Origin of the sequence: Burkholderia sp. MSMB1072, from assembly GCF_001524725.1 — a bacterium.
Taxonomy (GTDB): domain Bacteria; phylum Pseudomonadota; class Gammaproteobacteria; order Burkholderiales; family Burkholderiaceae; genus Burkholderia.
Genome location: NZ_LOYC01000057.1, coordinates 138,129 through 160,242 on the forward strand (window position 1 = coordinate 138,129; position 22,114 = coordinate 160,242).

General features: G+C 66.0%; 20 protein-coding genes. 9 read left to right on the top strand and 11 right to left on the bottom strand.

Features of this window, described 5'->3' with window-relative positions:
- Positions 1-34 precede the first annotated feature (34 nt).
- From WS89_RS26855 to WS89_RS26865, 3 genes are all read right to left on the bottom strand, one after another.
- Positions 35-1,132 carry a NucA/NucB deoxyribonuclease domain-containing protein gene (locus tag WS89_RS26855; protein ID WP_236872745.1) on the bottom strand — a complete coding sequence of 366 codons (1,098 nt, stop codon included), beginning with the start codon at positions 1,130-1,132 and terminating at the stop codon, positions 35-37.
- A gap of 373 nt (positions 1,133-1,505) precedes the next feature.
- Positions 1,506-2,075 (bottom strand): YdeI/OmpD-associated family protein, encoded by a 570-nt coding sequence (locus tag WS89_RS26860; RefSeq protein WP_059794871.1) that lies wholly within the window; start codon positions 2,073-2,075, stop codon positions 1,506-1,508.
- 96 nt (positions 2,076-2,171) lie between these two features.
- Positions 2,172-3,299 (bottom strand): aminotransferase class V-fold PLP-dependent enzyme, encoded by a 1,128-nt coding sequence (locus WS89_RS26865; protein ID WP_059794873.1) that lies wholly within the window; start codon positions 3,297-3,299, stop codon positions 2,172-2,174.
- 277 nt (positions 3,300-3,576) lie between these two features.
- On the opposite strand from WS89_RS26865, the gene WS89_RS26870 reads away from it, so the two are divergent.
- Positions 3,577-4,758: a serine hydrolase domain-containing protein gene (locus WS89_RS26870; RefSeq protein WP_059795103.1), complete on the top strand. Its 1,182-nt coding sequence runs from the start codon at positions 3,577-3,579 to the stop codon at positions 4,756-4,758.
- A 95-nt stretch (positions 4,759-4,853) separates the two neighbouring features.
- Here the strand turns inward: WS89_RS26870 and WS89_RS26875 are convergent, their stop codons facing one another.
- The 4 genes from WS89_RS26875 to WS89_RS26890 form a co-directional block, all read right to left on the bottom strand.
- Positions 4,854-6,026 (bottom strand): NAD(P)/FAD-dependent oxidoreductase, encoded by a 1,173-nt coding sequence (locus WS89_RS26875; RefSeq protein ID WP_059794875.1) that lies wholly within the window; start codon positions 6,024-6,026, stop codon positions 4,854-4,856.
- Between the two features lie 202 nt (positions 6,027-6,228).
- On the bottom strand, positions 6,229-7,380 hold the full coding sequence (locus WS89_RS26880) for a branched-chain amino acid ABC transporter substrate-binding protein (RefSeq protein ID WP_059794877.1): 1,152 nt from the start codon (positions 7,378-7,380) through the stop codon (positions 6,229-6,231).
- 422 nt (positions 7,381-7,802) lie between these two features.
- Positions 7,803-7,994: a CsbD family protein gene (locus WS89_RS26885; protein ID WP_027782241.1), complete on the bottom strand. Its 192-nt coding sequence runs from the start codon at positions 7,992-7,994 to the stop codon at positions 7,803-7,805.
- A gap of 141 nt (positions 7,995-8,135) precedes the next feature.
- Positions 8,136-9,668 (bottom strand): helix-turn-helix transcriptional regulator, encoded by a 1,533-nt coding sequence (locus WS89_RS26890; protein WP_059794880.1) that lies wholly within the window; start codon positions 9,666-9,668, stop codon positions 8,136-8,138.
- Positions 9,669-10,051: 383 nt separating this feature from the next.
- Between WS89_RS26890 and WS89_RS34340 the strand changes: the two genes are divergently transcribed.
- The 3 genes from WS89_RS34340 to WS89_RS26900 all read left to right on the top strand — a co-directional run bounded on the left by WS89_RS34340 (position 10,052) and on the right by WS89_RS26900 (position 10,887).
- The gene (locus WS89_RS34340) at positions 10,052-10,216 is read left to right on the top strand and encodes a hypothetical protein (protein ID WP_179949403.1); all 165 of its coding nucleotides are present in this window, start codon (positions 10,052-10,054) and stop codon (positions 10,214-10,216) included.
- Between the two features lie 69 nt (positions 10,217-10,285).
- Positions 10,286-10,636: a BON domain-containing protein gene (locus WS89_RS26895; RefSeq protein ID WP_059794883.1), complete on the top strand. Its 351-nt coding sequence runs from the start codon at positions 10,286-10,288 to the stop codon at positions 10,634-10,636.
- A 53-nt stretch (positions 10,637-10,689) separates the two neighbouring features.
- Positions 10,690-10,887 carry a CsbD family protein gene (locus WS89_RS26900; RefSeq protein WP_034205539.1) on the top strand — a complete coding sequence of 66 codons (198 nt, stop codon included), beginning with the start codon at positions 10,690-10,692 and terminating at the stop codon, positions 10,885-10,887.
- A gap of 242 nt (positions 10,888-11,129) precedes the next feature.
- On the opposite strand, the gene WS89_RS26905 is transcribed toward WS89_RS26900, so the two are convergent.
- Positions 11,130-12,158, bottom strand: a complete 1,029-nt coding sequence (locus tag WS89_RS26905; RefSeq protein WP_059794887.1) for a DUF1338 domain-containing protein — start codon at positions 12,156-12,158, stop codon at positions 11,130-11,132.
- 287 nt (positions 12,159-12,445) lie between these two features.
- Between WS89_RS26905 and WS89_RS26910 the strand changes: the two genes are divergently transcribed.
- Positions 12,446-13,393, top strand: coding sequence for a LysR family transcriptional regulator (locus WS89_RS26910; RefSeq protein ID WP_059794890.1), 948 nt, complete (start codon positions 12,446-12,448; stop codon positions 13,391-13,393).
- 77 nt (positions 13,394-13,470) lie between these two features.
- Here the strand turns inward: WS89_RS26910 and WS89_RS26915 are convergent, their stop codons facing one another.
- On the bottom strand, positions 13,471-15,600 hold the full coding sequence (locus tag WS89_RS26915) for a TonB-dependent receptor (RefSeq protein ID WP_059794893.1): 2,130 nt from the start codon (positions 15,598-15,600) through the stop codon (positions 13,471-13,473).
- A gap of 933 nt (positions 15,601-16,533) precedes the next feature.
- On the opposite strand from WS89_RS26915, the gene WS89_RS26920 reads away from it, so the two are divergent.
- Positions 16,534-18,162: an NADP-dependent glyceraldehyde-3-phosphate dehydrogenase gene (locus WS89_RS26920; protein ID WP_059794895.1), complete on the top strand. Its 1,629-nt coding sequence runs from the start codon at positions 16,534-16,536 to the stop codon at positions 18,160-18,162.
- Between the two features lie 72 nt (positions 18,163-18,234).
- Here WS89_RS26920 and WS89_RS26925 read toward each other — a convergent pair whose 3' ends face one another.
- Positions 18,235-18,867, bottom strand: a complete 633-nt coding sequence (locus WS89_RS26925) for a LysE family translocator (RefSeq protein ID WP_059794898.1) — start codon at positions 18,865-18,867, stop codon at positions 18,235-18,237.
- A gap of 295 nt (positions 18,868-19,162) precedes the next feature.
- Positions 19,163-19,312: a hypothetical protein gene (locus WS89_RS34345; protein WP_179949891.1), complete on the bottom strand. Its 150-nt coding sequence runs from the start codon at positions 19,310-19,312 to the stop codon at positions 19,163-19,165.
- A 143-nt stretch (positions 19,313-19,455) separates the two neighbouring features.
- Between WS89_RS34345 and WS89_RS26930 the strand changes: the two genes are divergently transcribed.
- The 3 genes from WS89_RS26930 to WS89_RS26940 all read left to right on the top strand — a co-directional run bounded on the left by WS89_RS26930 (position 19,456) and on the right by WS89_RS26940 (position 22,087).
- Positions 19,456-19,779 carry a hypothetical protein gene (locus tag WS89_RS26930; RefSeq protein ID WP_034205546.1) on the top strand — a complete coding sequence of 108 codons (324 nt, stop codon included), beginning with the start codon at positions 19,456-19,458 and terminating at the stop codon, positions 19,777-19,779.
- A 110-nt stretch (positions 19,780-19,889) separates the two neighbouring features.
- Positions 19,890-20,375, top strand: a complete 486-nt coding sequence (locus WS89_RS26935; RefSeq protein WP_059794901.1) for a DUF2946 family protein — start codon at positions 19,890-19,892, stop codon at positions 20,373-20,375.
- A 242-nt stretch (positions 20,376-20,617) separates the two neighbouring features.
- The gene (locus tag WS89_RS26940) at positions 20,618-22,087 is read left to right on the top strand and encodes a PepSY-associated TM helix domain-containing protein (protein ID WP_059794904.1); all 1,470 of its coding nucleotides are present in this window, start codon (positions 20,618-20,620) and stop codon (positions 22,085-22,087) included.
- The last annotated feature ends 27 nt before the right edge of the window (positions 22,088-22,114 follow it).

Consider the following 22,114-nt stretch of genomic DNA (forward strand, 5'->3'; position numbering starts at 1 on the left):
CGGCAACGGTATGGTTTTCCTTTTCCCCAGCGGCTCAACGTTTTGCGGCAGGCTGCTGAGATCCGACGTCGACGTAGAAATTCTCTTGGTCGAGCACGCGCTGGTTCAAATAGAAATTGCCGAGAAAAGCGCCCGCGCGCCGATTATCGCTGGCATCGATACGCTTGACCGATACTTCCGGGTCACTCGATGCACCCTGCTCGGTCGACGCAAACGGATACTCGTCGCAATCGCAATCGGTCGGCGTTTCGTCCGGATCGCCGGTGAACGTGCACTGACCGTTAACCGAGCCGTATTTCGCAACGCATTGCTTCTTGGATGCATCCCGATTATCGCGCCGAAGCGTTGCGTCGCGCGTGCGTGTCAGCGGCCGGGACTCCCAAGTATCGGGAAAAATCGTGCCGTCTCCCTTCGGCACGAACTTGCCGGGCCGCCCGGCCGCTTGCGCTTCGCGAATATGGATCGCCGATTCATCGACGTCGGGATTCGTGGCGACGATGGTACGGAGAACCGCCGGTGCGTCCGCGTAGACACATCCTTGCGAGTTGCTCTTGACGAGCGCGACGTCGCATCGAATGTCGGGAATATAACCCACACCCGCGTACGGACTCACGCTTGCTCCGTTCTCGAACGAGTCCCCCGACTTCGCGACCCGATACTCGAGGGTCGGACTGAACCTGAGCGGGTTATTAGCTCCCATGTTCGGCGTAACCATCACCGATATCTCGTTGGACAATCCGCCGAGGGCAAGCGGCACGCCGGCATTGGGCGCAACCGTGCAATCCGATCCGCATTCGACGACGGGCTTGATCATCAGACCGCCCGGATTGCCGGAAATGACGCGGGTGCGAAATCGGAACTTCAATGGCCACGCAAGCTGATTCGACGGATTGTCGGAATACGCGTAGGCCTCGATAGCCACTCGCCCGATTTCATTGTTTTGATTGTCCTTCGCGACATATTCGAGCGGGACCGTTTTCTGGCAATAACTGCTTCGACTCAATAGCGAGTCCCTGGTCGGTTCGGTCCGGACTGTCGTGCAAATGGGAGAAACATCCGTCGCACTTTCCGCATGAGCCGGCATCGCCGTCGCAAGCACAATCGCACCGGCAAAAAGCATTCGATGAATCACATCCCCTCCTGATTATTTCATTAATCGAAATGACCGATTTCACTGCAAGTCAATTTAAATTAACATTTAAACGAAATGCAACTGTCAATTTCGTCAGGAGGGTGTAAATTATCGACGCGACTAGATATTCATTGTTTTACTTTTATAAATATAATTACCCATAAAATCAAAAAAAAACGAATTTTTCATGTCACGCCGACTAAATCGATCCCGTCCGCGAAGCCCATGTCGCATAGTCGAATCCGTACGCGACGCAACCGACCTCGGCATGCCGAATAATTGAACGCTACCGCCGTCAAGTGGCGGTAGCTGTCCGCCTCCGACAGTTCTCGGCCCGTCACGCTTCATCTGGTATGCCGCGGGCGCCACAGCCCTACGGATGCAAAGTCTCGCCCCGCTCGAGCATGTCGATGAATTCCGCGATTTTGCGCGCCCGTGTTTCCGGCTTTTTCGCGTTCTGTATCCGAAACAGGATCGCATAGCGATTACGGCTGTTCAGCGTCGCAAAAAACTTCCCGGCTTTCGGATTGGCGTCCAAAGCCGCCAGCAGATCGTCCGGCACGATCGAGTTGCTGGCCGACGTATAAGCAGCCTCCCAGCGGCCGTCCTTCCTCGCCTTCTCGATTTCGCTCATGCCGGCCGCGTGCATTCTGCCTGCGGCGATCAACGCTTCGGCCTTGTCCTTGTTGAGTTTGGACCAGATGCTTTTTGCCGAGCGCGGGGTGAAGCGCTGCAACCAGTATTGCTCGCTCTCGGCCTTCTTCTGGCCATCGATCCAGCCGTGGCAGAGGGCGCTTTCCACCGCCTCTTCATAGGTGACGGTTCGCTGCCCCGCACCTTTTTTCGCGAGCCGCAGCCATGCTTCGGCCGACGTGCCACCGTTTTTCCCCAACCAGCTTTCCCATTCGGCTTGACTGGCAAATGTCAGAGGGCCTTCGGTCATGTCACGCCTCTGAATGGTTGAGTATTCAACGACTCGGAAGCCGCCGCTCGACGAACGCGCGGCGGCCACCGGCGCAACCCGTTGCGCACGACCGCCTCAAAGAATCCGGTTCAACGCATCGGCAAACCGCTTCACCGCGCCATCGACATCATGCAGCTTGTCGAGACCGAACAACCCGAGCCGGAAAGTCTTGAAATCCTCCGGCTCGTCGCATTGCAACGGCACGCCCGCCGCGATCTGCAAACCGACATCGGCGAATTTCTTCCCGGTGCGAATACCGTCATCGTCCGTGTAGCTCACCACGACGCCCGGCGCCTCGAATCCTGCCGCGGCCACGCTTCTGAACCCCTTCTCCGTCAGCAGCGCACGAATGCGCTCGCCGAGCTCGAGCTGTTCCGCCTTCACCTTGTCGAAACCGTACGCGTCGGTTTCCTTCATCACGTCGCGCAGCGTCGCGAGGCTGTCCGTGGGCATCGTCGCGTGATACGCGAACCCGCCGGCCTCGTACGCTTCCATGATCTGCAGCCACTTGCGCAGATCGCACGCGAAGCTGGTGCTGGTCGTCGCATCGATGCGCTCGCGCGCGAGCGGGCTCAACATGACCATCGCGCAACACGGCGATGCGCTCCAGCCCTTTTGCGGCGCGCTGATCAGGATATCGACGCCGCTCGCCTGCATGTCGACCCACACGGTGCCCGACGCGATGCAATCCAGCACGAACATGCCGCCGACCGCATGCACGGCATCGGCCACCGCGCGCAGGTACGCATCGGGCAGCATCATGCCGGACGCGGTTTCGACGTGCGGCGCGAACACGAGATCGGGTTTGTTTTCCCTGATCGCGGCGACCACTTCGTCGATCGGGGCCGGCGCATAGGCGGCCTGCCTGCCGGCTTCGACCGGGCGCGCCTTCAGCACCGTCGTTTCGGACGGAATGCTGCCCATGTCGAAAATCTGCGACCAGCGGAAGCTGAACCAGCCGTTGCGGATGACGAGGCACCTCTTGTTCGTCGCGAACTGTCGCGCCACGGCTTCCATGCCGAACGTCCCGCTGCCCGGCACGATCGCGACCGACTGCGCGTTGTAGACTTTTTTCAGCGTGGCGGAGATGTCGCGCATGACGTGCTGGAAGCGCTGCGACATATGGTTGACCGAGCGATCGGTGTACACCACCGAGTATTCGAGGAGCCCCTCGCGGTCAACATCGGGAAGTAAACCTGGCATGCTCGCCTCCGGTGAAAGATGAACGATGGAATCGGGACAAGCAGCGTCTTCGATTCGATACTGCTCTGCACCAATGCAAATGCGTCATTTCCTCGACGAAAGCAGATTCTAACGAACGCCGCCGGCCGATTGGCGCATATTTTGTCTGCTGCGGGGCCCGGTGTTCGTCGCCGCCGGCCTGCGCCGCACACATCGCCCCGCTCCGCGTACGAGTTAACGACGCGTGCGCCAGGCAACCCATAACATGTCGAACGGCCCCTTCACGACGGAAATTTCGATGACCTCCTCTCCCGCATCGTCACTGCAGTCGTCAACCGATCCCGCGCTCGCCGAGCGCATCGACGCGGTCCTGTCCCGCCAGCTCGACACGCAGCGCCTCGTCGGCGCGGTCGTCCTCGTCGCCCGCGACGGCGAACTCGTCTATCGCCGCGCGGCCGGATTCGCGGACCGCGAATCGCGTACGCCGATGCGCGAGGACACGCTGTTCCGGCTCGCGTCGGTGACGAAGCCGATCGTCTCGGCGGCCGCGATGGCGCTCGTCGCACAACGCAAGCTGTCGCTCGACGAAGACGTCACGCGCTGGCTGCCCGCGTTCCGTCCGGCACTGCCCGACGGCCGCGTGCCGACGATCACGGTGCGCCAGTTGCTCGTGCATACCGCCGGTCTCGACTATCGCTTCAACGAAACCGACGCAAACGGCCCCTATGCGCGCGCCGGTGTCTCCGACGGGCTCGACGGCGCATCGATCACGCTCGCCGAAAACCTGCGCCGGATCGCCAGCGTGCCGCTGCTGTTCGCACCCGGCACCAACTGGAACTATTCGCTGTCGATCGACGTCGTCGGTGCGCTGATCGAGGCCGTCTGCGGCGTGCCGCTCGCCGACGCGGTCGATGCGCTCGTGCTGCACCCGCTCGGCGCACGCGACACGGCCTTCGTCGCTCGCGATCCCGCGCGGCTCGCCACGCCGTACGTCAACGACACGCCGCAACCGCACCGGCTCGCCGAGAACGAGACGGTGCCCATCGTCGAAGGGTTCGTCGGCGTCACGTACTCGCCGTCGCGCGCGCTGAATGCACAAGCGTTCCCGTCGGGCGGCGCCGGGATGGTCGGCACCGCCGGCGACGTGCTGACGGTGCTGGACACGCTGCGCGCGGGCGGCGGCGCGATCCTGCCCGCCGAGCTGGTCGACGAGATGGGCCGCGTGCAGACCGGCGATTTCGAATTGCCGGACCTGCCGGGCGCGGGCTTCGGCATCGGCTTCTCGGTGCTGCACGATCCGCAGGCGGCCGCGTCGCCGGAATCCGTCGGCACGTGGCGCTGGGGCGGCGTCTACGGTCATTCGTGGTTCGTCGACCGCGCACGCGGGCTCACCGTCGTGTCGCTGTCGAACACGCTCTACGAAGGCATGAACGGGCAGTACACGCTCGATCTGCGGGACGCCGTCTACGGCGCGGGGTAACGGCCGCGCGGCAAAAAAAGCCCGACGGAGTCGGGCCAACGGGTTTGAGACACAAGGAGAATCCCGCCCACCCCATACCGGGCGGTCACGCCGCGCTACACGACGTTCTTCTCGACGATCGGCCGGTTTTCGAGCACGCGCGCCCAGCCGAGCGACGACAGGTCGAGCGTGTCGTAACGCCCGCCCAGAATGAGTTCACTGACGCCACGCCCCGTCGCCGGCCCTTGCTGCAGCCCGTGGCCGCTGTAGCCGTTCGCGAACACGACGTTGTCGAGTTCGGGGTGGTAGCCGATGATCGCGTTGTGATCGAACACGTTGTACTCGTAGTAACCGGACCAGCAATTCTCGACGCGCAGCGCCTCGAATTCCGGCACGCGGTGCGCGAGCGTCGGCCAGATCACGTCGTCGAACAGCGCGTGATCGACTTCGTCGAGCGGCAGGTCGTCCGGGTCGCGATCCGGGCTCGGCGACGTGCCGCAGATATACGTCCGCCCTTCCGGCCGGAAATACACGCCGGTCGGGTCGATCAGCAGCGGGCAATCGGCGAGCTTCGCCGGCGACGATACGTTGAAGATGCTGCGCCGCCGCGCATACACGGGAATGTCGATGCCCATCATCGACGACAGCGTGCGCGTCCACGCGCCGGCCGCGTTGACCAGCGTGTCGCATGCGTAGCGCTCGCCGTCGCCCGTCACGACGTGCGTGATCCTGCGGCCGTCGCGCACGACGTCCTTCACGTCGGCCGGCACGTAACGCGCGCCGAGCGCCTGCGCCTTCTTGCGCAGCGCCTGCACGAGCCCGTAGCCGTCGAACCAGCCTTCGCCGCTCACGCCGTACGCGCCCGACACGAGATCGTCGACGTTGAGCCACGGAAACTTCGCGCGCAGCGCGGCGCCGTCCATCAGCCGGATATCGGCGCCGAGGCGCGTCTGCAGCGCATGGTTCTCGCGCAGCGTCGCGTCGCCGGCCGGCGTCGCGAGGAACAGGTAACCGCCTTCGTGCAGATCGATCGACGGCCGGTTGCCGTCCACTTCGAGCCGTTCGCCGATCGTGCGCAGGAAGTCGATGCCGAACAGCGACATCTCGATCGACAGCGGCGTGGAGAACTGCTGGCGAATCGACGCGGCCGACAGCGCCGACGACGATCTCGCATAGGTGGGATCGCGTTCGATGACGGTCACGGCGACCGTGGGATCGGTGGCGCGCAGGAAATACGCGATCGAGCTGCCGATCACACCACCGCCGACGATGACGACTTGAGAACTCACGACTGACTCCGGTTGCACGTAAAAGGCTTGGGGCCGTTCACGCTGACGACGGGCTTGCGCCGCCCCTCGCCAGCCGGCCGCGCCCGTGGGTGGTTCGTGCCGCGACTCGCGCGGCGTCGCGCGGGCAGGCTTCCCCGACGATCGCTTCGGCTATTTCAGCACGTCCGGCATCGCCGCGAAAGCCCGCTCGCCCGTGTTGCGTTCAGTCCGCCGATTTCGTCGTGACGGGCTGCCACGCGGCGTTCTTCACTTCATACAGCGTCGAGCTCGGGTTCTTCAGGTCGCCCGTGTTCGTGAATGCGATCGTGCCCGTGATGCCGTCGTAGCGCGTGCCCTTCAGCGCGCCGTTGAAATCGGCCGGCTTCGTCGAGTTCGCCTTCTGCATCGCATTGATCGCGATCCACGTCGCGTCGTATGCGAACGGCGCATACGCGAGCATGTCGACGCCGTACTTCTGCTTGAATTTCGTTTCGAACAGCTTGCCCTTCGCGAGCCGCGACAGCGGCTGCCCGTACTCCCACACCGACGCGCCTTCGGCCGCGTTGCCGGCCAGCCTGATGAAGTTCGCGTTCATCACGCCGCCGCCCGCGAGGAACTGCGCGCGGATGCCGAGCTGGCGCATGCGCTTCACGAGCATCGCGGCCTGTGCGTCGAGGCCGCCGAAGAACACGAGGTCGGCATTCGTGCTCTTGATCTTCGTGAGCTGCGCGCTGAAGTCGACGGCCTTGTCGTTCGTGAATTCCCGCGCGACGATCGTGCCGCCGTTCGCCTTCACGGCCTTCTCGAACTCGTCGGCCTCGCCCTGGCCGAACGCGGTGCGATCGTCGATGATCGCGATGCGCTTCGCCTTCGTCACGCTCGCCGCATACGCACCGGCATTGCCGGCGTTCTGCGTGTCGGTCGCGATCACGCGGTACACGGTATCGAGCCCGGCGCGCGTGATGTCGGGATTGGTCGCCGACGGCGTGATCATCGGAATGCCGGCCTTCGCGTAGATCTTCGACGCGGGCAGCGTCGTGCCCGAATTGAAGTGGCCGATCACGACGGCGACCTGCGCGTCGGCAAGCTGCTGCGCGGCCTGCACGCCGGTGCGCGGATCGCTCTGGTCGTCCTGCGACGCGATGACGAATTTCACCGGCTTGCCGCCGACGGTCGTGCGCGCGGCATTCGCTTCGTCGACCGCCATGCGCACGCCGTTCTCGATGTCCTTGCCGTATGCGGCGCCGCCGCCCGTCAGCGGGCCGGCCACGCCGACCTTGACGATCGTCTCCTGCGCCCGGGCCGCGCCCGTCTGGAACACGAGAAGCGCGGCGGTCAGTGCAACGCCGGAAAGCGAACGAATGCGGAACGTCATGGCAGTCCTTCTTCTGGGGGTCGGGATGCAACGCGCGAGGGTCGCGCGCCGGCAACCTCCTGCGCGCCGGTGATGCCTTTCCGTGCCGGGGGCGGGTGCAATGCGCCGATCCGGGCGGACGATTACCGTGGCTCCGTCTCCGAAGAGCCTTTCATCGCGTAAGAGGTGAATGGATTGTGGGTAGCCAATACCCGTGCAGCAAACGAAATATCGGAACTACGTTGTGAGGATTTGTCATCAAGTTCCGTAGTCGTGGCCGATCCGCGGCCCGCCCGGCGGTGGACCGTGCAGGGAAGCCGTCCATGGCGAAGGGCGGCCACGCCGCTGGATCAAGGCCGGCCATGGTCATGCCGGCAACGCATCATCGTTGCGACACCGGCCCGGCCGGCCTTCGCGACGCCGGCAAGGCGCCGCGTCATCGATTAGTGCCGATCGGTGCCCTTGTGGTTGCGCACCGCGTCGGCGGCCTCGCCGGCCTTCTCCTGAAGCTTGCCGGCCTGCTGTTCAGCCACGCCTTCCGCTTCGGTCTCGCGGTCGCCCGTCACCTTGCCGAGTGCTTCCTTGACCGAACCCTTGACCTGCTTGAGCTTGCCCTCGATGCGATTCCTGTCCATGGTCGTCTCCTGCAATGGTTGAGGAAAGCCGGCGATGCCGCGCCCCTGCGCGGCGCCGCCGAGTGGACAGGATCGCAAGCACGCGCCGCGGGCGGCAGATGCGGATGCACCAGTGCGCGTGGTGCATTCGTACCGCCGCGGTCAGTCCTTGCCCTTCGCACCGCCCTTGTCGCCGCGCGCGCCGTTCGCCTCGGCCGCGCCGACGATCCCGCGCTCGCGCGCCCAGACGATCGCCTCGCCGCGGCTGTGCACGTCGAGCTTCGCGTAGATCGTCGCGACGTGGTTGCGCACGGTGTTCGGCGCCAGCCCGAGGCGGCCGGCGATCTCCTTGTCGGCCAGGCCGTGGCACAGCAGGTCGAATACGTCGCGCTCGCGCGCGGTCAGGTCGGACAGCTGCGCACCCGCATCCGGCGCATTCGCGCGCCGCACGTTCGCGAGCTTCTCGATCAGCGTGCGGCTGAACCACGACGCATCCTGCATCGCGGTCTCGATCGCATAGACGAGCTCCATCTCGGTACGCTTGCGGTCGCTGATGTCGAGCAGCGCGACGAGCAGGCAGTCGCGCCCGTGGATCGCGACGGGGTCGGCCGACACGACGCAATCGCGCACGTCGCCGTCGCGCGTGCGGATCTGCACGTCGGCGTTGCGCACGTTGCCGTCGCGCGCGAGCCGGCCTTCGACGCGCGACCACACGCCGCGCTCGGCCCACAGCCCGATCTCGTCGGCGGACTTGCCGAGCAGGTCGCCTTGCGCGTGGCCCGTCAGCGCGGCAAACGCGTCGTTCACGTCGAGCAGCTCGAAACGGTCGGCCGTGACGATCGCGGTTGCGACCGGCGCCATCCGGAATGCCGTCGCGAAGCGCTCCTCGCTTTGCATCAGCGCGCGCTCGGCCTGCTTGCGCGGCTCGAGATCCATGAACGTGAACAGCATGCACGCCTCGCCGTTCATGTCGATCGGCTGCCCGGCGACGACCACCGCCTTGGTGTTGCCGTCGGCAAGCTTCAGCACGGCTTCCATCTGCGGGATCGTCGCGCCTTCGCCGAGCCGCTCGATCGCAAGCTCGCGCCGCTCGGCCTGTTCGAGCACATCGATCTCGTACACCGAACGGCCGAGCACGTCGTCGCGCACGTACCCCGTCATGTCGAGAAAGCCCTGGTTGACCTTCACGTAGCGCAAGTCGTCGAGCCGGCAGATCACGGCCGGCGCCGGATTCGCGTTGAAGGTGCGCTCGAAGCGCTCCTCGGCGCTCGCCCATTCGGTCGCGTCGTGCAGCACGAGCGCGAGGCAATCGGGTGCGCCGGCCGCGTTCGTCAGCACCAGGCTGCGGATGCGGTGAACCCAGCTCACCGACTCGTCGGCCGCCGATTCGACCTCGACCGTCACGTCGCTGAACTCTTCGCCGGCGATCACGCGATCCATCGGATAGTGGCCGTCGCGCACCGGATGGTTGTTCCGGTAGCGCAGCCGGAATCGCTCGCGGTATTCGGTGACGTCCGCGCCGAGCGCCTTCAGCTCGGTCACGCCGTGCATCGCGAGCGCGGCCTCGTTCGCCCAGACGATCCGCTGGTCGGGCTCGATCAGGATCACGCCCTCGGTGAGCCCGGCGATGATCTGGTGCAGTTGACGCCGGTCGGTATGCGACTTGAGCGCCTGTTCGTCTACTTGTTCGTTCATCGAATCGTTGTCCCTGTCGTCGACATGAGCGCCGGCCGAGCGCCCGTTGCAGTGGCACGCCCCGGCCGGCGCGTGCGGCGATGATCGCGTGCCGCGCAACGGCCCGACAGGCGCGGATGCACTATCTCGAATAGTACATTCGCACGCCGCTCGCGATCGTGCGGTGCCCCGCCGAACGGCACAATGCGGCCCGCGCGCCCGTCGTGCGGCGTTGCCCGGATCATGGTGCACGTCGCGAGCCCGCCCGTTCATTCCGTCCCCGGTGCAAACGCACTAGCCGATCAGGTGAATTTGCGCGATGTCCGCTCGCGTTCGCGTCGGTACGCTGGTACTGCATCGGCGCTCATGCGCTGCCCTTTCATACCGCAGAGGAGGACACCCGGATGAAACAGCATCAGACACCCGATCCGACGCGGCCCGAACCGCCCCCGGACAATCCGCCCGAACCGGCGCCGGGCACCGACCCGCCGGTGCCGCTGCCGCCCGACGTGCCGCGGCCGGACATGCCGCCGCGCGAGCCCGGCTACGACACGCCGATCGCCCGCTAAGGCACGGGAACGCACGGGAACGATCCGTGCTCGCCCATTGATTCACCCGCCAATCGAAGGAGAACATCAATGAACAAGACCTCGCACCTTTCGACACTGCTCGCCGTCAGCGCGGCCTTCCTGCTTTCCGCTGCCCCGCTCACGAACGCGCACGCCCAGGCCTCGTCGACCGACAGCGGCATGGCGACCGAATCGAGCCAGCCGGTGACAGACACATGGATCACGACCAAGGTGAAGAGTGAGCTCGCGACCACCGACGGCGTGAAGAGCACCGACATCAGCGTGAAGACGGTGGACGGCGTCGTCACGCTCACGGGCGTGCTGCCGACGAAGACCGCCGTGAAGAAGGCCGTCGCCGTGACGCGCGCCATCAAGGGCGTGAAGCACGTCGACGCGTCCGGCCTGAAGGCGAAAGCCTGAACCATCACGCGGCCGCGTGCCGCACTTTTCTCCCCTTACGAAAGGAGCACACCATGAACGAAGACAAGATCAAGGGCCAGTGGAAGCAGCTCACCGGCAAGCTGAAGGCCAAGTGGGGCAAATTGACCGACGACGATCTCGCGGTCGCGGAAGGCAATCGCGATTATCTGGCCGGCAAGATCCAGGAGCGTTACGGCATTGCCCGCGACGAAGCCGAGAAGCAGTTGAAGGAATTCGACCGCGAGCTGTAACGCGCCAGTCGTCTCACCCCGCCGCGACGCGCGCCGCGTCGCGGCCACGAGGAGGACAACGACATGGGCAAGTATCTGATCGCATGGCTGCTCGGTGTACCGATCGGGCTGCTGGTGCTGTTTTATCTGGTCACGCACCTCTTCTGACGCACGCGACGCCCCGTCGACGAACGAAAACGGGCCGGCGGCTGAAACCCAGCCGCCGGCCCGTCTGCTTTTGCATGCGGCGCGCGACGCGGCGCTTACTTCGCCGCGTTCGCCGTCATCTTGAAGATGCCCTGTGCGTTGCCCGCGTCGAAGCGCAGGTCGGTCACCCAGCGGCGCGCCGTCTGGTCGAACGTGCGCTTGCGCGTGATGAACTCGTAGAACGAACCCGGCACGTTGCGTTTCACCGTGCCGCCGTCGCGGGTGCGGAACTCGCGCTCGACGGTATCCGCGCGATAGGCGGTCTGGAACACGCGGCCCGAGCGCGAGCGTTCGACTTCCGGCTTCATCGGCCGACCCTTCGCCTTCTCGGCGTCGGCCAGCTTGAACACGTCGGCGACGCGGTCGGTCGCGTGGTTGAACGCATTGCCTTCGGTCGCGATCCACGCCATTTCCGCCGATTCCATCAGCAGCGTTTCATAGTCGAGCTCGTTCGGCAGGTCGTGCTGGCGCGCGAACGCGCCGACGATTTCCGGCAGCAGAGCGTGCGCGGCTTCCAGCGACAGCCAGCCTTCGCGCTCGACTTCCCACAGCAGCGCGACGGCCGCCGGCGACAACGGGTCGCGCGACGAGCTGACGACATTCGTCACCGCCTGCTGGAATTCCTTCGAGAAGCGCTCCGGATGCAGTTCGCTGACGAAGAACTGCGCGATTTCGTCCGGCGCGTCTTCATGCGCGTACGCCCGGCCGGTCATGCCGAGCTTGTCGAGCGGGTAACGGCCGTTCAGGCGGAAGCCGAGCGGACGCAGGATGCGCGTGAACGCGGCCTCGCCCGGCGGCAGCGCGCCCGTGTGCGGCCAGCGCACCGTGCGCAGCGCGCCGTGGTCGAAATAGACCGAACCGCCGCTTTCGATCGCGTCGGCCGTGTACGCGCGGCCGTTCGCCGAACGCTCGAGCAGCCCTTCGAACAGCGCCATGTTCATCGCCTGCGCGATTTCCGCACGCGTCACGACGCCGTCTTCCCATTCTTCGAGGACGGCCGGCATGTTCAGGGTCGAGAACAGGGCGTCGGTCTTCGCCTGTCCCAGCAGCTTCGTCAGCAAGCTGTCGATATTCGGATTGCGCATCAGGATTCTCGTCTCGGGGGACCCGCCGGCAAACGTGCCGGCCATTCGTCGGCCGGCCGCCCGGCGGGCGCCTGACCTTGCACGGGAAGCATTATTCAAAGGGTTGCAGCGGGGCGTAAAGCGAGATTAAATTGATACGTGATGAGTTTTTGGAATTATCAGCCGGTTCTGCGCAGGCGTTTCACCCCGACGCCGCGAGGATCTCTTCGTCAGACAAATCAAGGGCCCGTTTAGAGATGGAATACCCCGTTCCCATGACGTTCCATCTCTAAACGGACCCCGACATCATGCGCAAATTCAAGATCCCCAACATGGGCGCGCTCGTGGCTTTCGAGGCCGCCGCCCGCCACGAGAGCTTCACGCACGCGGCCAAGGAACTGTTCCTGACCGAAAGCGCGGTGTCGCGGCAAATCGCGACGCTGGAGGCGAGCCTCGGCGTGCGGCTGTTCGCGCGCGTGAAGCAGCGCGTCGTGCTGACGCGGGCCGGCAAGCTGTACGGCACGCAAGTGCGGCGCGCGCTGGAAACCCTCGACCGCGACACGCTGTCGATCATCGCGCACGGCAGCGGCGGCGGTTACCTCGAGCTCGCGGTGCTGCCGACCTTCGCGTCGCACTGGCTGATCCCGCGCATCAAGAGCTTCTACGACCGCACGCCCGACGTACGGGTGAACATGGGCAGCCGCACCGACCTGTTCTCGTTCGAGGACACGCACTTCGAAGCCGCGATCCACTACGGCAAGCCGACCTGGCCCGGCACGTCGTCCGATTACCTGTTCGGCGAGGAAGTCGTGCCGATCTGCTCGCCGGCGCTGCTGGACGGGCCGGTCGAGCGCGTCGAGGATCTGCTCGCGTATCCGCTGCTGCACTCGACGACACGTCCCGGCGCGTGGGCGCAGTGGTTCGAGACGCACGGCGTCGAGGACATCCGCACGATGCAGGGCGTGCGCTACGAACTGCATACGATGCTGATCAGCGCGGCCGCGGCCGGGCTCGGCGTCGCGCTCGTGCCGAAGTTCTTCGTCGAGGAACAGTTGCAGCAGCTCGGCCTCGTCGTGCCGTGCGATGCGGCAACCGTCGGCGATTCGGCGTACTACCTCGTGTATCCGACCGAGCTCAGCCACAGCAAGCCGCTGGAATCGTTCCGCAGTTGGCTGCTCGAACAGGCGAGCGCGTATGCGGCGCCGGAGCGCGACACGCACGACGCCGCTGAGGAAGACGACGAGGACGTCGAGTAACGGCGCCGTCGCGCCGGCTTCATTACGCGGCTGCGCGGCTGCGCGGCGGGCAGCCGCATTGTCGCGCCCCGCGTGCGTTACATGTGCCACTTCACCGTGGCGGTCAACGTGCGCGGATCGCCGGGCATGTTGTACAGGTCCGCGTTGCCGTGCGCGGCGATGAAGTAGCGGCGATTGAACAGGTTGTCGAGCGTGAGCGTCACGTCGACCTTCTTGCTGCGATAGCCGGCGCCCAGGTTGAACACCGTGAACGACGGCAGCGTGACGAGATCGCTCGCCGACGTGTAGCGCGCCGACTGGAACTGCATGCCGGCCGCCGCATAGAAGCCGTACGGCAGCTCGCGCTTGAGCCACAGGTTCGCGCTGTGGCGCGGCATCAGCCCCGGCGTGTTGCTCGACACCGCGAGGCCGGCCGCCGTCGATTGCGCGGATCCGTCCACCGTGCCGTTCAGGTACGCGTAACCCGCATACACCGACCACTTCGGTGCGATCTCGCCGGTGAAGCCGAGCTCCATCCCGCGCACGTGCTGCGTGCCGATCGGCAGCGCATAGCCGGGATTCGCCGGGTCGCCGATCTGCTGGTTGGTCTGGCGCATGTCGAACAGCGCGACGCTGGCCGTCGCCTTGCCGCCGAGGTCGAAGCGCGAGCCAACCTCATACGCGGTGGTCTTCTGCGGCGCGAGCGCGGCGCCGTTCGAGAACGCGCCGGAGCTGATCAGCGTGTCGGCCAGCGGCGAGAACGACTGGCTGAACGACCCGTACAGCGTGAGCCAGTCGAGCGGTTCGTAGATCAGGCCGACGCGCGGGCTCCACGCATGATCGGTGCGCTCGAGATTGACGTTCGACGACGTGTAGTCGTGGCGGGTCTGGTTCAGGTAGTCGAAGCGCAGGCCCGCGAGCACCTTCCAGTGTTCGGTCAGCGAGATCAGATCCTGCGCGTAGACGCCCGCGAGCCCGACGACGGTCGACGCGTTCGTCTTCGCGCGCGCGCCGGTCGGCACGCCGGGCAGCACGACCGGCTGCGGATTGAAGAGATCGTAGGTCGCGGCCTTCGTCACGCTGTAGATCGTATCGAACTTCTGCTGTTGCGACAGCTCGAGCCCGTACAGCAGCTCGTGACGCATGCCGAACAGCGACGTCTTCTGCGTGAGCTCGAACAGCCCGTCGATGCCGTGATCGGTGCGCTGGCGCGTCGACTGGTCGAGCGTGACGACCGGGTGCGCGGCCGTCTTGATCGGCTCGTACGTCACGTAGTTTTTCCGCTCGAGCGAGAAGTCGTACGCGCGGATCGCGCCGTGGAACGACAGCGAATCGTCGAAGCGGTGATCGAGCGACACCGTCGCGCTCTTCGCGGAGACGTCGTTGTAAGAACTGTTCCCCCCGTCGGCCGACCCGTAGTACGTATTGATCGGCACGTCGACCGGCCGGCCGCGATACGCGGGCAGGCCCTGATCGGACGTGCGGCGATCGTGCAGGTAGTCGAACTCGACGTTCAGCACCGTGTCGCGGTCGAGCTTGAACTGCGCGGACGGCGCGATCGCCTGCCGGTTGAGCTGGAACCGGTCGCGGAAGCTGTTCGAATTCTCGGCCGCGCCGGTCATCCGAAAGCGCGCGGCGTCGTTCGGGTTCCAGCCGAGGTCGAATTCGCCGCGCCGCTCGCCTCGCGTGCCGAGCGTCACGCCCACGTCGTTCACCGGGGTCGCCTGCGGCCGCTTCAGCACGCGATTCACGATGCCGCCCGCCGAGCCGCGCCCGTACAGCACCGCCGCCGGCCCCTTCAGCACCTCGACACGCTCGACGTTCGACAGGTCGCGGTAGTACAGCGCATCGTCGCGAATGCCGTCGACGTACTGGTCCGTGATGCTGTTGAAGCCGCGGATCGTGATCTGGTCGCGCTGGCCGTCGCCGACCGAGAAGCCGACGCCCGGCACGTTGCGCAATGCGTCCTGCAGCGACGTCGCGTTCTGATCCTCGATCACCGCGTGCGGCACGACGTTCACGGTCTGCGGCACGTCCATCAGCGACATGTCGGTCTTGGTCGCCGCGCGCGAATGGCCGCCGTCGTACGACGCATGCTCGGCGGCCGCGTTGACGGAAATCGCGGGCAGGGTCGCCGCGGCGTCGGCCGCCTGCGCAAACGAAGTGCGGGCGCCGGCCAGCGACGTGGCAATCAGAAGCGCATGGCACGCGCTCGTGTTGAGTTTCATCGTGAACGTAGAAGGTGGTGAAGAAAACGGCGAACGAGAACGCGCCGGCCCGCGCGCACGTCGCGCGTCGAATCGGCCGGCGACGCCCTTTTCGCGAAAACGACGATGCGCGTGGAGGATTGCCCCGTCGCGCAGTCCGTGCGGCGCGCGGCCGGTACGAATCGCTGCCGGCCGGCTCAGCCGGCACGAAAAAAGCCGTGACGCCCCGTCACGGCTCGTAATGCGGCGAAATAATAAACGAGAATGATTCGTGTTTTTAGTTAATTTTCAACGTGTCGCCTGGCCGCAACGTGAGCGCGCATCGCGCTCTGCATTCCTGACGAATGCCTTTCCGTTTCGGGCCCTTGAGCGGCTTGTTTCGTAATAGAAACGAAAGATTCGAATCGGCCGTCTCATGCGGCAACGATCGGTAACGCGCGGGAATCGGGATACGACGACGGGGAAACTGGAGAGGATCGCGAAGGACCGGATCGAGCAGACGGAACGGACTCAACGGTCCGGTGTGCGCCGGACCGGGCAACCCCGACCCGGCGCTCCGGGCAGCCGACCTCGTATCGGCAACGCGGCGGATCTTCTTCTGTTCTTCACTACGTCTGCTCTCAGGCTCGCTGCATTTTTTTCCTCGCCGCGCTGCGCCATTATCCACGCAATTCGGCAGAAGTAAAACGTTTGCGTCTGCACCGCGGCCGTTATCTCCGGGATTCGGACACATTCTTTCGGAATACTTTCGGTCATTGCGGCACGTTTCGACCCATGTTGCATTCGTTGCGGCGTTCCTTTTAAATGGAACTGGTTCCATTCGCTGAATCGACGCTATTTGCGCGTGACGCGCCGTCGCGTGCGCGTCATGATGCGGATTCAGGATCGAGGACCGTTCAGCTCAGGATTCGCTTCGCCCGTCCCTTCCCGGACACCCCGTCAAACGAGACCGTCATGCCCGATTCCGCCTCCCTGCAGCACCTGTTTCCCGCCTTACAGGACATCCCCGCCGAATTCCGGCTGGCTTCGCCGATTCACCAGCGCGTGTCGCTCGTCGACGGCGAATTGCGGCCGTGGGACGGCGCAACCAAGACCGTGCTGTCGCCCGTGTGCGTGCGACAGGCGGACGGCAGCGTCGAGCAGGTCGAGATCGGCAGCTACCCGGTGATGGGCGAAACGGAAAGCGACGCGGCGCTCGACGCCGCGGTGCGCGCGTACGACGCCGGCCGCGGCGAATGGCCGACGATGAAGGTCGAGCAACGCATCGCGTGCATGCAGGACTTCATCAAGCGGATGGTCGCGCAGCGCGAACTCGTCGTGAACCTGATCATGTGGGAGATCGGCAAGAGCCTCGCCGATTCGCAGAAGGAATTCGACCGCACCGTCACCTACATGACGCAGACGATCGACGCGCTGAAGGAACTCGACAACACGAACTCGCGCTTCGTGATCGCGGAAGGCACGATCGGCCAGATCCGCCGCACGCCGCTGGGCGTCGTGCTCTGCATGGGCCCGTACAACTATCCGTTGAACGAGACGTTCGCGACGCTGATCCCGGCGCTGCTGATGGGCAACACCGTGGTGTTCAAGCCACCGCAGTACGGCACGCTGCTGTTCGAGCCGCTGCTCGAGGCGTTCCGCGACGCATTCCCGAAGGGCGTGATCAACACGATCTACGCGCCGGGCGCGGTGGTCGTGCCGCACATGCTCGCGTCGGGCAAGATCAACGTGCTCGCGCTGATCGGGTCGAGCAAGGTGGCCGATCACCTGAAGAAGCAGCACCCGAAGTCGCACCGGCTGCGCGCGATCCTCGGCCTCGACGCGAAGAACGCGGCGATCGTGCTGCCCGACGCCGATCTCGACCTCACCGTGAAGGAGTGCCTGCTCGGCGCGCTGTCGTTCAACGGCCAGCGCTGCACCGCGCTGAAGATGCTGCTCGTGCATCGCTCGATCGTCGACGAATTCCTGAAGCGCTTCACCGCCGCACTCGAACAGCTGAAAATCGGCATGCCGTGGGAAAAAGGCGTCAGCATCACGCCGCTGCCCGGCATGCATCGCACCGCGTACATGACCGACGCGATCGACGACGCGAAGGCGAAGGGCGCGCAGGTCGTCAATCGTTCGGGCGGCGAATTCAGCAAGACGCTGTTCTACCCGGCCGTCGTGTATCCGGTGTCCGAAGGGATGAAGCTGTACCGCGAGGAGCAGTTCGGGCCGATCATTCCGGTCGCACCGTTCGACGACGTGGAAACCGCGCTCGACTACGTGACGACGTCGGATCACGGCCAGCAGGTCAGCATCTTCGGTTCCGATCCGGCGCAGATCGGCGCGCTCGTCGATCCGCTCGTGAACCAGGTGTGCCGCGTGAACATCAACTGCCAGTGCCAGCGCGGGCCCGACGTGTTCCCGTTCGCGGGGCGCAAGGATTCGGCCGAGGGCACGCTGTCGGTGAGCGATGCGCTGCGCGCGTTCTCGATCCGCTCGATGGTCGCGGCGAAGCAGACCGACGCCAGCAAGCAGCTGCTCGACTCGATCGTGTCGGATCACCACTCGAAGTTCATCAATACGGGCTTCATTTTCTGAAGCCGCCCTGATCGATGCCGGGCCCCCGTCGCACGCCGGTGCGGCGGGGCGCTTCCGGCATGCGTCGCCCTGCTAGACGTTCGTCACCAGCAGCCGAACGCCCGCCACGCCGAACACGACGGCCAGGCATGCTTCCATCGCGCGACGGCCGCGCACGTAAAGCCGCCGCGCACCGTCCATCGAGAACACCAGCGCATAGCCGCCGAACACCATGCAGCCGATCGCGAGGCAGCCCGGGACGACGGCGCCGTGCGCCCCGCCCGCGCCGTTCGACGACAGCGCGACGATCGACACCCACACGAGAATCGCCTTCGGATTGGTCAGATGCAGCATCGCGCCGCGCACGTAGAAGCGCGACAGCCGCTGCTCGCGCGCCGCATTCGCCGATGCCGCCGGCGGGCCCGACAGCGCCGTGCGCGCCGACTTGAACGCGAGCCACAGCAGGTACAGCCCGCCGAAGACCTTGATCGCGACCAGCAGCTTCGACCACGCGAGCAGCGCGGCCGATATGCCGAGCGCCGCGACCGTCGCCCAGAACATCGACCCTGAAATCACGCCGAGCGCGAACGCGAGCGCCGCCTTGCGGCCCTGGTTCGCGGCGACCGACATGATCGCGAGATTGCTCGGCCCGGGGCTGGCCGTGCCGATGAAATAGGCCGTGTAGGCAAGCAGCAGGTTGGCCGAGAAGAAGGTATGGGCGCTCATGTCGAATCTCGCGGGGACGATCCGGAGATTGTTGGCAAACCTGCGCCGTCTGCCCATGGACAATTGTGCGTCCGATCGGTGGGCCAGTTGGATGGCCACGCAACCGATCGCCCGCCGCCGGACCGTCTCTGTTTTGAAACAACCGGCGTGCTCGCCGCCGTTCGCGCGATGCGACAGCGCATGTTCCGCGCAGCGGTTTACCGTCGGCGGACGCACGGCGGGCGCGGCGGAACCGCACGGCACGCGTCGTTCCGGCCGTTCGCAGGGGAAACGCGCGACGCGCCCGAGGCCCGCGTTACGTTACATCCGTGAAGCATTTCGCGTCGTCGCGCCGTTTCGGGCGCCCGACGCCGTCCATCTCGCGCCCGTAGATATCCTCCTCGATCGCCTGCGCAATCCAGTCCCGACGGGACTCGCCGACCGACGGCGGATCGCGGCTCAACATTGCTCAACAATCGTCTGGCGGCGCTGGTACGGAATCTGCATTCCGTTCGGGCAGAAGCCGCGCGCGGGACTGCGCGGACATGATTCACCCTCGGGCGCGTCCGCGGATACGCCCGTACGTATGCACACGCAACGAGGCTCTTCATGGATGCGCAGCCCAACTCGTCCGATTCGTCGTTCCAGCTCTTCCTCGCGAAGGTGCTCGAACAGCCGCTGCCCGACTGGACCGAAAAACAGCAGATGGAACTCGAGATGGCACGCACGCTGTCGACGCAAATGGTCACGCTCGCCGAAGACATGCGCGGCCGCGCGCCCGATCTCGCGCGCTGCCTCGTGCTGCTCCGCTACGCGAAGGTGCTCGACTTCATGCTGACGTCGCTCGCCGCGCACCGCGACATTCATCCGCAAACGCTGCGCACGCTGTTCCGGCTCGCGAACCTGAAGGTCGACGACGCCTATCCGGTGTGAGCCGGCGCAACGGATCGCGCGTCGCGCACGGCCGTCGCGGCAACCCAACCCATCCCGCACACGCGCGCCCCGACTGTCCCTCCACGTAAACGGAGGTACAATCGCGCGCCATGAACGCACTTCGCCGCTTCCTGCTCCGGCCAGGCGTCGCGCGACGGTGGCTGTGGGGGTTCCTCCTCGTGACGCTGCTGTCCCGCGCGCTGATGTCGGGCGCCGTGATGCTCGATCCGGACGGTCCGGATGCGGGCTCGGTGGTGCTGTGTTCGGGCCGCGGCCCGCTGATCGTCACCGGCGCCGCGCTGGCCACCCGCTTCGATGCGGGCGCGCCGATCACGCCGGCCAACGATGCGCGCGCGCTCGCCGATGCACTGAAGCATGACGCGCACGCCGACCAGGCGGCGTCCTCCGACAACGGCGACAGCCTGTGCGCATTCGGCGCCGCACTGTTCACCGCGCTCGCGTCGTTCGTGCTGCTGGTGCTGCTGTTTCCCGCAGCGCCGCCGCGGCGCTTCTTCATTCGCTTCGACGGTCTTCCATTCGTGCGATCGATATTCGACGATCGCCCGCCCTCCCGCGCCCCTCCTCTGTTCTGCTGAACGTTTTGCCCCGTGACGCGCGCACGTCGACGTGCATGCGCGTTCACGCCGTTCGTTTCGCCCTGACCTGATTCACGCGTTCACCCGAATGCCCGCATCGCGCGGGCGACGCCGCCCTGCGCACCGTTTGCGCAGCTGCCGCGCCGCCCGCCGCGGCGATGCACGCATGCGGGTGCGACGCACGTCGACCGCAGCCGGCCCGCGCCGGTCGCGCCGCTCGACGCACCCGAGGAGTTCACACCATGTCGACCACCGTCGATCGGGCCATCTCGCCCGCCCGTTCCGCCAGCGCCGGTTATCGGACGCTCTGGCGCTGGCATTTCTACGCCGGCCTGTTCGTGATGCCGTTCCTCGTGATCCTCGCGATCACGGGCACGCTCTACTGCTTCCAGCCGCAGATCGAACCGCTGCTGTATCCGCACCGGCTGGTCGTCGAACCGCGCGCGACGCCGCGGCTCGATGCCGACACGCTGCTCGCCCGCGCACGCACCGCGATGCCGGCCGGCGCCACGCCGGTGTCCGTGCAGGTCGCCACCGCGCCGGACCGCAGCGCCGAGTACGTATTCCGGCTGCGCGACGGCAGCCGCGAGAGCGTGTACGTGAACCCGTACGACGGCAGCGTGCTCGGCACGCTGAGCGTCGAGAACCGCTTCATGCAGGTCGACCGAATGCTGCATCGCAAGCTGCTGCTCGGCAAGACCGGCGAGTTGCTGATGGAGCTCGCCGCCTGCTGGACCTTCGTGATGATCGGCACCGGCGTCGCGCTGTGGTGGCCGCGCGGTACGGCCCGCGTCGGGCGCGCGCTGCGGCCCGACCTGTCGCTGCGCGGCCGGCCGCTGTGGAAGAGCATTCACGCGTCGGCCGGCATCTGGCTCGCGGCCGGCACGGTCGCGTTCATCCTGACGGGGCTGCCGTGGTCGGGCTCGTGGGGCAAGAATTTCAAGGCGCTCGCCGCGACCGTGAACCTCGGCGCACCGGAAGGCGCGTGGGGCGGCGGGTCGATCCGCTCGACGCGCCCGGGTGCCGCCGTGACGGCCGGGCAGGCGCCTGCGCAAGCGGCCATGCCGTCCGGCCATCACCACGATTCCGGCGAATCGATGCCGGGAATGGTGATGGACGACCTGCCGTTGCCGCAAACGCCGTGGGCGGTCGGCAACGTGCCCGTGCCGCATTCGCCGTCGGCGTCGGCCCCTGCGCCGCTGCCGCTGGCCCGCGCGATCGCGATCGTCGCCGGGCTCGGCGTGACGAGCGGCTACACGCTCGCGTTGCCGGCCGGCGCGGATGGCGTGTTCACCGCGTCGTACTTTCCCGCCGACCCGAAGGCCGAACGCACGATCTATGTCGACCAGTACAGCGGCGCCGTCCTGAAGGACATCCGCTACGACGACTACGGCGCGGTATCGAAAGCCGTGTCGTACGGCACGTCGCTGCACATGGGCCGTTATTTCGGGCTCGCGAACCAGATCCTTTGCGCGGTGTTGTCGCTCGGGCTGGCCGTGATGGCCGTCACGGGCACCGTGATGTGGTGGAAACGCCGCCCGGCCGGGAAGCTGGGCGCACCGTCGCGCGAACGCGGCACGCCGCCGATGCGCGGCTGGGTCGCCGGGCTCGTGCTGCTCGGCATCGTTTTCCCGTTGATGGGGCTGACGCTCGTCGCGGTCTGGTTGCTCGACCGGCTGCTGTTCGGCCGCGCGACCCCGGCCGCAGCGTGATCGACGCAAGCGCCTCCCCCATTCGAA